General features: G+C 44.4%; 12 protein-coding genes. 11 read left to right on the forward strand and 1 reads right to left on the reverse strand.

What is annotated here, in order from left to right:
* Positions 1–44 precede the first annotated feature (44 nt).
* The gene (gene nadB, locus CKO50_RS06170; protein ID WP_069018605.1) at positions 45–1646 is read right to left on the reverse strand and encodes an L-aspartate oxidase; all 1602 of its coding nucleotides are present in this window, start codon (positions 1644–1646) and stop codon (positions 45–47) included.
* 297 nt (positions 1647–1943) lie between these two features.
* Between nadB and rpoE the strand changes: the two genes are divergently transcribed.
* The 11 genes from rpoE (at position 1944) to CKO50_RS06225 (ending at position 12830) form a co-directional block, all read left to right on the forward strand.
* Entirely contained in the window at positions 1944–2525 is a 582-nt protein-coding gene (gene rpoE, locus CKO50_RS06175; protein ID WP_010371267.1) for an RNA polymerase sigma factor RpoE, read from the forward strand.
* A gap of 1 nt (position 2526) precedes the next feature.
* The gene (locus tag CKO50_RS06180; RefSeq protein WP_095727451.1) at positions 2527–3138 is read left to right on the forward strand and encodes a sigma-E factor negative regulatory protein; all 612 of its coding nucleotides are present in this window, start codon (positions 2527–2529) and stop codon (positions 3136–3138) included.
* The gene (locus CKO50_RS06185) at positions 3139–4089 is read left to right on the forward strand and encodes a MucB/RseB C-terminal domain-containing protein (RefSeq protein ID WP_095727452.1); all 951 of its coding nucleotides are present in this window, start codon (positions 3139–3141) and stop codon (positions 4087–4089) included. It abuts the gene before it with no gap.
* Positions 4086–4544, forward strand: coding sequence for a SoxR reducing system RseC family protein (locus CKO50_RS06190; protein ID WP_095727453.1), 459 nt, complete (start codon positions 4086–4088; stop codon positions 4542–4544). The genes CKO50_RS06185 and CKO50_RS06190 overlap by 4 nt, the downstream gene beginning before the upstream one ends.
* Before the next feature lie 59 nt (positions 4545–4603).
* Entirely contained in the window at positions 4604–6391 is a 1788-nt protein-coding gene (gene lepA, locus CKO50_RS06195) for a translation elongation factor 4 (protein WP_095727454.1), read from the forward strand.
* A 12-nt stretch (positions 6392–6403) separates the two neighbouring features.
* Positions 6404–7339 carry a signal peptidase I gene (lepB, locus tag CKO50_RS06200; protein WP_095727455.1) on the forward strand — a complete coding sequence of 312 codons (936 nt, stop codon included), beginning with the start codon at positions 6404–6406 and terminating at the stop codon, positions 7337–7339.
* Between the two features lie 2 nt (positions 7340–7341).
* On the forward strand, positions 7342–8019 hold the full coding sequence (rnc, locus tag CKO50_RS06205) for a ribonuclease III (protein ID WP_010371291.1): 678 nt from the start codon (positions 7342–7344) through the stop codon (positions 8017–8019).
* The gene (gene era, locus CKO50_RS06210; RefSeq protein ID WP_010371295.1) at positions 8009–8908 is read left to right on the forward strand and encodes a GTPase Era; all 900 of its coding nucleotides are present in this window, start codon (positions 8009–8011) and stop codon (positions 8906–8908) included. Before rnc ends, era begins: the two co-directional genes overlap by 11 nt.
* Positions 8909–9601: a DNA repair protein RecO gene (recO, locus tag CKO50_RS06215; protein ID WP_010606763.1), complete on the forward strand. Its 693-nt coding sequence runs from the start codon at positions 8909–8911 to the stop codon at positions 9599–9601.
* 93 nt (positions 9602–9694) lie between these two features.
* Entirely contained in the window at positions 9695–10429 is a 735-nt protein-coding gene (gene pdxJ / locus CKO50_RS06220; protein ID WP_095727456.1) for a pyridoxine 5'-phosphate synthase, read from the forward strand.
* 346 nt (positions 10430–10775) lie between these two features.
* Positions 10776–12830 carry a TonB-dependent receptor gene (locus tag CKO50_RS06225; protein WP_095727457.1) on the forward strand — a complete coding sequence of 685 codons (2055 nt, stop codon included), beginning with the start codon at positions 10776–10778 and terminating at the stop codon, positions 12828–12830.
* Positions 12831–12880 lie beyond the last annotated feature (50 nt).

A 12880-nucleotide genomic window follows, 5' to 3' on the forward strand; every position in this document is an offset into this window, starting at 1 on the left:
AGCATGGCGATAAAAATCAGCACATGCTCTACATGCAAATATTATTATTTTGTCGGTGACAAAACGGTCGGTGTGGGGTTTTCAGCCATGTCTGGGAAGTCAATGGTATAGTGCAGTCCACGACTTTCTTTACGTTCTAACGCGCTGCGAATAATCAGTTCAGCTACTTGTACTAAGTTACGTAATTCAAGCAGGTTGTTACTCACTCTAAAGTTGGCGTAATAATCGTGGATCTCTTGCTGCAATAACTCAACGCGGCGTAGCGCACGCTCTAACCGTTTAGTTGAGCGAACGATGCCAACATAATCCCACATAAATAATCTAAGTTCGTGCCAGTTGTGGGTGATCACGACTTCTTCGTCCGAGTCGCTGACACGGCTTTCGTCCCAATCTGGTAACTTAGATGGCTCAGGACGATTATCGATTTTAGCTAAAATATCTTTTGCGGCTGCGTGGGCAAACACAATGCATTCTAATAACGAGTTACTCGCCATGCGGTTTGCGCCATGTAGACCTGTGTAAGCCACTTCGCCGATTGCATATAAATTGTCGATGTCAGTACGACCGTTAAAGTCAGTCATAACACCACCGCAGGTATAATGCGCCGCTGGCACTACGGGGATTGGCTCTTTGGTGATATCTAAACCAACACTTAAGCACTTAGCATAAATCGTAGGGAAGTGCTCAATGATGAACTCTTTGTCTTTATGTGAGATATCCAGATAGACGCAATTTGCGCCCAATCGTTTCATCTCATAGTCAATGGCACGGGCGACCACATCGCGAGGGGCGAGTTCTTCGCGCTCATCGAAGTCAGGCATAAAGCGTGTGCCGTCAGGACGTTTAAGCAGCGCGCCTTCACCGCGCATGGCTTCGGTTATTAAAAAGTTTTGTAGCTCAGGGTGGTATAAGCTGGTTGGATGAAATTGGTTAAACTCCATGTTGGCCACACGACAACCCGCACGCCACGCCATTGCGATGCCGTCACCCGAAGAAACATCTGGATTTGAGGTATACAAGTAAACTTTACTTGCGCCACCCGTCGCTAAAGCGACAAACTTAGCCGAGATGCTCTCAACTCTATCCGCTTTGCGATTATAGACGTAAACGCCTTTGATATCGCTTGAGTCGCCATGTTTATCTTTGATGAGATCGATGGCGTTGTATTGCTCAAGTATATTAATTTTTGGATGTAACTGCACTTGGCTAATTAATGTGGTTTGAACGGCTTTACCCGTTGCATCAGCCGCGTGCAATATACGACGATGTGAATGCCCACCTTCGCGGGTTAAATGAAAGCGCTCTTTCCCTTTGCTATCCACTTCCATATCAAATGGTACGCCTTGCTCAATCAGCCACTTCAAGCAATTTTTTGCATTTGAGGCGGTATAGTGCACTGCATCGCGGTCACATAAGCCAGCGCCTGCCGCAAGCGTGTCTTCGACATGAGATTCAATACTGTCATTTTTCTTATCGAATACTGCGGCAATGCCACCTTGAGCATAAAGTGTGGAGCCTTCTTTTAACGCCCCTTTGCTTATCACGGTAACTTTACAGTGATTTGCTAAAGAGAGCGCAAGAGAGAGTCCAGCAGCGCCACTGCCAATAATGACTACATCAGTATTGTGGTGAGTCGTATTTTTCATATTCGAAGATCTTTACTGTTTTTGCGTTTAATTCTGCTATTTATACCACATCTGCTATCATAGAAGGCAGAGAGTTTGTTCCGTTTAATGAGAATCATTTAGAACATTTTGTGTGACTGCTAATGGAATAATGCTAAAAAAGCAGCCAAGAAATAGTACGCAAAGATGGATGAATTCGTTTATTTTAAAAAAAAATACAAAAAAACAGAACTTTTTATTCAGTACTAAGTCAGAGTAGCTGTGAATGATGGCAACTAGATACGATTTAGAAAAGCAAAAAGAGGAGTACCGGCTCGAATGAGCGAGCAGGATTTAGATCTAGATATAGTTAAACGCGTTCAACAGGGAGATAAAAACGCATTCAACCTGTTAGTTGCCAAGTATCAAAATAAAGTCGCAGCGCTTATTTCGCGTTATGTAGCGAATCAAGGTGATGTGGCAGATGTGGCACAGGAAACGTTCATTAAAGCTTATCGAGCGTTGCCTAACTTTAGGGGCGAGAGCGCATTTTATACTTGGTTGTATAGAATCGCGGTTAACTGTTCAAAAAATTATTTGGTGGCGCTTGGTCGAAAGCCGCCAGCAAACGACGTAGATGCGGAAGAAGCCGAGTTTTATGATGGCGCAGACCAATTAAGATCGAACGCTTCACCGGAAAATCTATTGTTAAGCGACGAAGTGAAAGCAGTGATTTTCAAAACTATCGAGCGCTTGCCTGACGACTTAAAAACCGCAATTACTTTGCGTGAAATCGAAGGTATGAGTTACGAGGAAATAGCTGTCATTATGGATTGTCCGGTAGGTACAGTTCGTTCGAGAATTTTTCGCGCAAGGGAAGCGATAGATAACAATTTGAACCCATTAATAGGTGAGTCTTAATATGGCACAAGCTGAAAAACAAGTGACAGAAGATTTAACGACATCGCAAATTCTTGACGGTGATCTGTCACTCAACGCTGAAACTGATGTTCGTTTAGACGAACAAAAGTTTGCTCGGTATGCCTTGATTGGCGATGTAATGCGTAGTCAAAAGCAAGACACACCTTGCATTGATATCACCAGTAGCTTCGCAGCGGCACTCGAACAAGAGCAAACGTATAGTGAGCCTGCCGTTGAGCAAGTGAAAGAAACGACGCCAAAGAGCAATGTGATTGAGCTAAGTGCATGGCGTAAGCCGTTTGCACAAGTGGCTATCGCGGCAAGTGTGTCATTGTTTGCTGTGCTTGGGGTTAATACGCTAAGCACTGACGCGACTTTACCTGCGGGCGATACGTTACAGTTGCAATCTACTCCTTTTGCTGGAGGCGTTTCTCCTGTGAGCTTATCAACTGAGCCTGCGCTTGAATCAGCGGCTAAAGGCATTCGAGAGTTACAGCAGCAACGTATTGGTGCATTGGTGCTAGAGCACCAAAGACAGTCACGCATGGCGTATGCGCTGCAGCAATCTGGCGAAAATAACACCGCTGAAAAGCAAGAGGAAAAAGAGCAATAAATGAGAGCACTGTTAGTTGTAGTAAGTGTATTTTTCTCTAGTTGGCTGTGGGCAAATGAAAGCGTATCAGCCAAACAACTGCTAAAAGATATGGCCGAAGCGGTGCATCATAGAAACTTTGATGCATCGTTTGTCGTGGTAAAAGGAAAATCTATGGAGCCTTACCGTTGGCTTCATGGTAACCAAGATGGGACTGAATTCGAGCTTTTAAGTTTGCTCAATGGTGCTGGACTTGAAATGATCCGCATTGGTGACAAAGTGACTTACTTTGAACCAAAGTCTGACCCTTACACCATCCAAACAGATTCGATAGCAGGCCCTATTCCCGAAGTTTTATTCAAAAATATCGACAGCCTCAAAGAAAGCTATGATTTTGTTTTAGGTGGTAAAGGTCGGATCGTTGACAGACCTGCTCAGCTTGTCAGACTAGAAGCAAAAGATGACGCTAAATACAACTATTGGTTGTGGATCGATACCGAGTCATCTCTGTTGCTAAAATCCGCTTACGTAAATCAACAAGGCGAGTTGTTAGAACAGCTTCAGCTTACCCATATCAGTGTGACTGAAACCCCAGCCGAGCAATTGTTAGAACTTTCACAAAAGCAGTTTCCTGAAGCCGTATCTGGGTTGTTGAAGACACTTGAGAATGGCACAAAAAACAATTGGCAAATTGGTTGGTTACCTCAGGGCTTTGAGCTGCTAAAATCTGATAGACATAAGTTAGATTTAAACAACGAGCTGGCAGACTACTACTTGTTTTCCGACGGCCTTGTCGATATTTCGGTATTTGTACAACGTCCTTTACCGGGTCAGCGTCCAAGTGGTGCGCTTTCTTCAGGTGCGACAACGGTGTACGTACACAACACAGGTGCATTTGATGTATCTGTAGTTGGAAATATTCCAGCAATGACCGCAAAAGCAATCGCTGAGTCTGTGAAAAGACCTTTATGATAGAACAAACTCTGACAGTTGCCGCCATAAAAGGTGCAACTGTCTATTTAGAAGCACAACCAAAACCCGCTTGTGAAGGCTGTAACGGCAAGTGCGGCTCCCAGGTATTCGCTAAACTCTTTGGCACCCACAAAAAGCAATTTCTTGTAGATTTGACGGAATCTGTCGAAATTGGCCAAAAAATTAAGTTAGCATTAGACGACTCTAATGTGGTGAAACATGCGTTTTATGTTTACATGATGCCATTGCTTTTTGCTTTTGCCGGCATGTTTATTGCGGCTCTCGTACTTGGTCTTAATGAACCTTTGCAGATACTTATTGCATTTACCAGTGCAACACTCGGTTTATTTTTCGCCAAAGTCCAAGGGGATAAACTCAAACATCAGGTAAAAGTGATAAAAATTTACCCAATTAGCCTACCAATAACGCAAATAGATGGTGATTGTACTAAATAAAATGTAAAATCGAGCCCTTAATCTCTATTTGTGACTAACAGAAGTATTGAATCCAGTATATGAAGCATATCCGTAACTTTTCTATTATTGCCCACATTGACCATGGAAAATCGACGCTATCAGACCGCTTAATCCAAGTTTGTGGAGGTTTAACAGACCGCGAAATGCAGCAGCAGGTACTGGATTCGATGGACATCGAACGTGAGCGCGGCATTACCATTAAAGCACAGAGTGTAACGCTTAACTATCAAGCAAAAGATGGCGAAACTTACCAGCTAAACTTTATCGACACGCCGGGACACGTTGACTTTACTTATGAAGTTTCGCGCTCTCTAGCCGCTTGTGAAGGTGCACTACTGGTTGTTGATGCAGGTCAAGGTGTTGAAGCACAAACGCTAGCGAACTGTTACACCGCACTAGAGATGGACTTGGAAGTAATTCCGGTTCTGAACAAAATTGATTTACCACAGGCAGATCCACTTCGCGTAGCTGAAGAAATTGAAGATATCGTCGGTATAGAAGCATTAGAAGCGGTTCGTTGTAGTGCGAAAACGGGTATCGGCATTGATGAAGTACTCGAAGTGATCGTACGTGATATTCCGCCGCCAGAAGGTGAGCCAAGTGCGCCATTACAGGCACTGATTATCGATTCATGGTTTGACCCGTACCAAGGTGTAGTGTCATTGGTGCGTATTAAAAACGGTGAATTACGAGCGGGCGAGAAGATCAAGATTATGTCTACAGAGCAAGCTCACCAAGTAGACAAGGTTGGTATCTTTACACCAAAGCAGACCAATACCGGAGTGTTGAAAACGGGTGAAGTAGGTTTTGTTATCGCAGGTATCAAAGATATTCATGGCGCACCTGTTGGTGATACCATTACTATGGCTCGCGATTCTGCAACAGACCGTTTGCCAGGTTTCCAGAAGGTAAAACCTCAGGTATATGCGGGAATGTTCCCAATTTCATCTGATGATTATGAAAACTTCCGAGATGCACTGAACAAACTAAGCCTAAACGATGCATCATTATTCTTCGAGCCTGAAAACTCGACGGCACTGGGTTTTGGTTTCCGTTGTGGCTTCCTTGGTATGCTTCATATGGAGATCATTCAAGAACGCCTTGAACGTGAATATGATATGGATCTTATTACCACGGCACCAACGGTAATTTATGAAGTAGAAACTAAGCACGGTGTGGTGAGAATCGATAACCCGTCTGATCTACCGCCAGTAAACGATATTATTGAAATTCGTGAACCAATCGTTGAAGCAAATATTCTCGTTCCGCAAGAATATTTAGGAAACGTGATCACGCTGTGTGTTGAAAAGCGTGGTATGCAGACCAAGATGACCTATCACGGTAAGCAAGTTGCGTTAACCTATGAATTGCCGATGTCAGAAGTGGTGATGGACTTCTTTGATAAGTTGAAGTCTACCAGCCGTGGTTTTGCATCACTTGATTACAACTTCAAGCGTTTTGAAGCATCAGACATGGTGCGTGTGGATATTCTGATCAATGGCGACCGCGTTGATGCGCTTGCAATAATTGTTCACCGTGATGGTTCACAAACGCGTGGCCGTCAGTTAGCTGAGGCGCTGAGAGAATTGATCCCTCGCCAAATGTTTGATATTGCTATTCAAGCTGCAATTGGTAATCACGTTATTGCGCGTAGTACAGTTAAGCAGTTACGTAAAAACGTAATCGCAAAATGTTATGGTGGTGACGTGAGCCGTAAGAAAAAGCTACTGCAAAAGCAAAAAGAAGGTAAGAAGCGTATGAAGCAACTTGGTAACGTTGAGGTGCCACAAGACGCATTCTTAGCAATATTGAAAGTAGGCAAGTAACAGGAAATACAAATGGCAGGTTATTTTTCAATTTTATTGGTGCTACTCACGGTCGGTTCGGGCCTTATTTGGTTGATCGATCACTTGGTGTATGCACCAAAAAGACAAGCTAGGCTTGCTATTGCGCAAGGTGCGTCTGACACCCAGTTGGATGCCGACATCATTGCGGAAATAGCACCTGAACCTGCCATTGTTGAAAACGCGAAATCTATTTTTCCAATGATTGCTGCAATTACGATTTTCCGTTCGTTTATTTTTGAGCCGTTTCAAATTCCATCAGGCTCAATGATGCCAACCTTATTGGATGGCGATTTTATCCTAGTGGAAAAATATGCTTACGGGATTAAAGACCCTGTGTGGCGTAGCAAAATCATTGAAACGGGCACGCCTGAGCGCGGTGATATTGCCGTATTCAAGTTTCCGCTAGACGAGCGTATTGATTTCATCAAACGTATTGTTGGTTTGCCGGGCGACCACATTGTTTATCGCAATCGTCAACTTTATATTAAACCTAAGTGTGAAGACGGACAGAGCGAAGCAAACGGGTTAATGTGTGGCGAATATAACAAGATTGATGTAGACATTGTAAATCGTGATGAGTTTACGCAAGGCCCAATGCAGTTAGTGCGCCTAACAGAGCATTTGCCAAACGTAGAACATGATATTTTAATTAATCCTGAAGTGTTAGAGTTAACAGATCGCTACTATCAACAACCAGGTACTCGCCGCGATGAGTGGGTAGTACCAGAGGGAAGTTATTTTGCGATGGGTGACAACCGTAATAACAGCCAAGATAGTCGTATGTGGGGTTTTGTACCTGATGAAAACTTGGTTGGAAGAGCAGTATTTATTTGGTTAAGTTTTGATTTTAATAATGGCCCAGACAGCATTTTGCCAGGGTGGGTTCCAACTGGTGTTCGTTTTGAACGCCTAGGTAGTATTCAGTAAAAATGAAAAGAAACGTAGAAGAACTTTATAATAAAATAGGGTACAACTTCTCTGATAAGGCGCTGCTTGAGCAGGCTTTGACGCATCGTAGTCACAAAGGCCAGCACAACGAGCGTCTCGAATTTTTGGGCGACTCTATTTTAAGCTTTGTGATTGCAAATGCTTTGTATCACAAGTTTCCAAAAGCGCGTGAAGGTGATTTAAGCCGCATGCGTTCAACGTTAGTGCGTGGTCAAACGCTGGCGGAATTCGGTGTGGAATTCGCGCTGGGTGATTATCTGCGACTAGGTCCAGGTGAATTGAAGAGCGGCGGTTTTCGCCGTGAGTCAACGCTCGCTGATGCAGTAGAAGCCATTATTGGTGCCGTTTTCTTAGACTCTGACATCGATGTGTGTAGAGATTTGGTACTAAGCTGGTATGAATCACGCTTAACTGCGATTTCTCCTGGTCATAATCAAAAAGACCCGAAGACGCTGCTGCAGGAGTATCTACAAGCTCGAAAGTTACCTTTACCGGGCTACACTGTAATAGATACCAAAGGGCAAGCTCACAACCAAACATTCACGGTCGAATGTATAGTGGAAGGGATGGAGAGTATAATTTCAGTAGGCAGCTCGCGACGTAAAGCTGAGCAAAAAGCTGCCGAAAAAGCGCTTAAGATATTAAAGAATGACGCTTGATACACATTGCGGCATGATTGCCATTGTCGGTAGACCTAATGTAGGTAAATCGACACTATTAAACAAATTGGTTGAGCAAAAGGTAAGTATTACCTCGCGTAAACCACAAACCACTCGTCACCGCATCATGGGGATCCATACAGAGGGTAACTATCAAGCGGTGTACGTTGATACGCCAGGACTTCATATTGAAGAAAAGCGTGCAATTAACCGCTTAATGAACCGAGCAGCATCAAGCTCAATTGGCGACGTTGAACTGGTTATTTTTGTTGTTGAAGGGACGCATTGGACGCCTGATGATGAAATGGTATTGGCTAAAGTCAAAGACAGCGGTCGTCCTATCTTAGTGGTGATGAATAAAACCGATCAGGTAAAAGATAAAGACTTGTTGATGCCACATATTCAGTGGTTGAGTGAACAAGGAGATTTTATCGGGATCGTACCTATCTCTGCGAAGCAAGGTAAAAACGTTGATATGATCAGAGAAGAAGTGCACAAGCGTTTACCTGCGTGTGAATTCTATTTCCCTGAAGATTATGTTACCGATCGTTCAATGCGTTTTATGGCGGCTGAGATCGTGCGTGAAAAACTGATGCGTTTTATGGGCGATGAACTACCGTACTCGGTGACGGTTGAGATCGAACAGTTTAAGTGGCAAGACAATGGTGTTTGGCAGATCAACGCGTTGATCCTTGTTGAGCGCGAATCACAAAAACGCATGGTGATCGGCAACAAAGGCGAAAAGCTCAAAGTGATCGGTCGCGAAGCGCGTAAAGATCTTGAAAACATGCTAGACAACAAAGTCTATCTCGAGTGCTGGGTTAAAGTGAAGTCTGGCTGGGCAGACGACGAACGTGCTCTTCGTAGCTTAGGGTACGGAGAAGACTGATTGGATAGCGACTTTCGACAGGCCTATCTGTTACATCGCAGACCTTACAGCGATTCTCAGGTACTGCTTGACGTGCTGGTCGAAGGCGTTGGACAACTCAAAATGCTTGCCCGAGTAAAGGGCAAGCAATCCCTCAAACATAATGCCCAGCTGCGGCCATTTTCATTACTTTTACTGCAATATGCAGGCAGATACGATTTTAAATACCTAAACCGTTTTGAACCCACAGACAATCAAATCCAACTCGTTGGGCGGCAGTTATATTGCGGCTTGTATCTCAATGAGCTAACGCAACGCGTGGTACCAACGAACGAACCGCTAGAGCAGATCTTTGCGCTCTATCAACTACATTTAATGCGTTTGGCCCAAGATGAAGATGTGGAACCTATCTTACGCAGCTTTGAGTTGCAATTGTTGGGTGAGCTGGGTTTCGGGGTGGAACTGGAATTTGACGCTGAAGGTAATCCAGTACGGCCAAAAGCCGCGTATAAGTACGTATCTGAGTACGGTTTTATTGCAGTCGGTCGTGAACCTGATACGATACCGGGCAGTATGTTATTGGCCATTGCCAATCAAGATTTCCAAGACCTTGCCGTGAGAAGGGCGGCTAAGCTATTAACACGCAAGTTAATGGCACCGCTGGTTGGTAAGCAAGGGCTGAAAAGTAGAGAACTATTTATTTCAAAGAAATAATACCAATTTAATCAAAAGTATAAATCGGTAAATTGGTATCGCGGTAATAAGTGGGTGATCCACTTGCTACGTCATATTATCAAGGGATAAACGATGAAAGATATTTTACTCGGCGTCAACGTAGACCATATTGCAACGCTTCGTCAGGCGCGTGGCACTAGCTATCCTGATCCAGCACATGCAGCCGCAGTAGCTGAGCACGCAGGTGCCGACGGCATTACTATTCACTTACGTGAAGACCGTCGCCATATTCAAGATCGCGATGTTTACGTGATGGCAAAAACCCTCCAAACACGTATGAATCTAGAAATCGCAGTAACTGACGAAATGCTCGATATCGCTTGCGAAGTAAAGCCTGAATATGTTTGCCTAGTACCAGAGAAGCGCGAAGAATTAACCACGGAAGGTGGCTTAGACGTTGCGGGTAATCTAGATAAGATCACAGCGGCAACTCAGCGTCTAGCTGATGCAGGTATCAAAGTAAGCTTGTTCATCGACGCGGATAAAAAGCAGCTAGATGCCGCAAAGCAAAGCGGTGCGCCTTACATTGAGATCCACACCGGTGCTTATGCTGATGCTGAGAACGACATCGAAATGAGCGCTGAGCTTGAGCGCATTCGTGAGGGCGTTCAGTATGCTCATGGCCTAGGTCTTATCGTCAACGCTGGCCATGGTTTGCATTACCATAACGTTAAACCGATTGCACAAATGCCAGAAATCTACGAACTTAACATTGGTCATGCCATTATTGCTCGAGCGGCAATTGATGGACTGGAAAAGGCAGTACGAGATATGAAGCGCTTGATGTTAGAGGCGAGACAAGCATAACGCTTAGTGGTAAAGAAAACGAAAGGGCTGTGTAGCCCTTTCTTTTTGCCTTGTAATCGAGTTAGGGCCTGTTTACCTTTCAAGTTTGTTTTTGCAGCAGTTTGATTGGTATTTGTACAAGGCAGAGCCTGCGTAGCATAGTTATTCTATGTGAGTCAGGCGAGAACACAGTAGAAATGCTAATCAAGCGCTGCCCTTTGGGTTCACCTGAGTGGGCTTTGTTCATTGTTGCTCAACTTTTGCCTAGATTACTAGGCGGCAAGTCGAGCGTCGCGACCAAAACACACTCAGGAGAACAAAAATCAAACAGCAAAGATCAACAGGCCCTAATACAATTGGTATCAAAATGAAAAAAATGGTGTTGGTCTTTGCAAGTTGTGCCCTTGCACCACAACTTAGCGAAGCGACAGAGAACAACGAATTTGAAATCATCACTACTACGGCATCCAGATTGGCTGAGACGGCAGGAGAGCGCCCTGTAAGCCTCTCTTTGCTCACGGAAGCTCAATTAGATGACACAGGCGTCACGCATATCGAAAAGGCGTTGAGGCTCGTTGCTGGCGCAAATGTACAACATGGTAATGGTCAAGAGTATCTACCTGCATTGCGCTCACAAGTGCTCTCTGGTGCAGGCGCATGTGGCGGCATTTTAATGGCTGAAGATGGTATTGCACTCAGAGCCGCAGGTTTTTGTAATATTAATGAACTATTTGAATCGCACTTTGAAGCGGCAGAGCGTATTGAAGTGCTAAAAGGGCCAAATAGCGTGTTGTATGGCTCTAATGCGGTGCATGGAGTGGTCAATGTGATTACTTCAAACAGCATTCAAAAAACACCTAGGATCGCACTAGATATCGGCTCCTATGGTTATAGTCGAACTAGGATACAAGCTGGCGACAAAGCCCTTGGCTTGGGCGCAGTGTTAACCCTTACAAAGGATATGGGTTATCGTGACGAGGAAAGCGTTGAGCAACAAAAGTTGAGCGTCAAACACCAATATGAAGGCGAGAAGGTTGGTGTCGTATCTGGAATAACATACACCCACTTAGATCAGCAAACAGCAGGTTATGTAACCGGAGTGGATAGCTATAAAAATAAGCAATTGGCAAAGCAAAACAAAAACCCTGAAGCATTTAGAAAGGCTGAGTCATTTAGAGCTTGGACAGAAATAACCGGGCACGTTGATGATAGCAACACCGTACTGATAAAACCTTATGTACGCTGGCAAGAGATGGAATTTGTTAAGCATTTCTTGCCGGGTAAGCCGTTTGAAGAAAATGGTCAAACTGGTGTGGGGCTGCAAACGCTTATACACACTGAATTAAGTGACTCAATACAACTAGATTGGGGAATGGATGCGGAATATACCCAAGGCGAGATGTTGCAGTATCAGCCTACGCCGACTGAAGGCTCTGCATTTTTGCGCTCAACTATTCCTACAGGAAAGCATTACGACTATGAAGTAGATGCGAGGCAACTCGCGCCTTTTGCAAATCTCAGTTGGCGACAGGGTAACTGGTTAGTTGAACTGGGCGGTCGTTTTGAGTCAATGAAGTACGATTATCGCAACTTTTTGCCTACTGGGCGCACCAAAGAAGATGGCTCGGTGTGTGCAATGGGAGGATGTCGTTATAGTCGCCCAGCCAGTAGCAGAGATAGCTTTGCTTATTTTTCACCAAAATTTGGCCTAAGCTATGCGTTTACTGAGCGGCATATTGCCTATGCTAACGTGTCCAAAGGCTATCGCGCACCACAAACTGCTGAGCTTTACCAATTGCAGCGAGAGCAGGTAAAAACATCGCTAGAGGAAGAAAAGGCGGACAATATCGAGCTTGGCCTAAAAGGGAGTGCAGATAGTCTTGGCTATCAGGTCGCGATTTATGACATGGAAAAAGAAAATTTGATCTTCCGAGATAGCGACTTTTTCTATATTAACGATGGTCGCTCAAGACACCGAGGTGTGGAGTTGGAGCTGAGTTATTCATTCACAGCACATTGGCAACTAGATCTCGCCGCAACGCGTGCTAAGCATACCTATGAACAAGATAATATTCTTGGTGGCATCAATATTAATGGTAACGATCTAGATTCAGCACCAAGGAGCGTCATTAACGCCCAATTACACTGGCAAGTACGGGATAATCTCAGTTGGTCTTTAGCTTGGCACCATGTAGGAGAGTATTTTACTGACCCCGAAAATCTTCATCGTTATTCTGGTCACGATTTACTGAGCTTACGAGGAAAGTGGCAGGTAAATCCGCATTTGGCGTTGACGATGAGAGTGAAAAATCTAACCGACGAACGTTACGCTGAGCGTGCCGATTACACTTCATTTAGTGGTGAAAGGTACTTTCCCGGAAGACCAAGAAACATTCTAGTGTCACTGGACTACCGCTGGTAATACATGAAAAAGGGAGCAGAAAGCTCCCTTGTTTGAAACTATCGTGACAA

It is taken from the genome of Pseudoalteromonas sp. HM-SA03 (assembly GCF_002289345.1).
Lineage (GTDB): Bacteria > Pseudomonadota > Gammaproteobacteria > Enterobacterales > Alteromonadaceae > Pseudoalteromonas.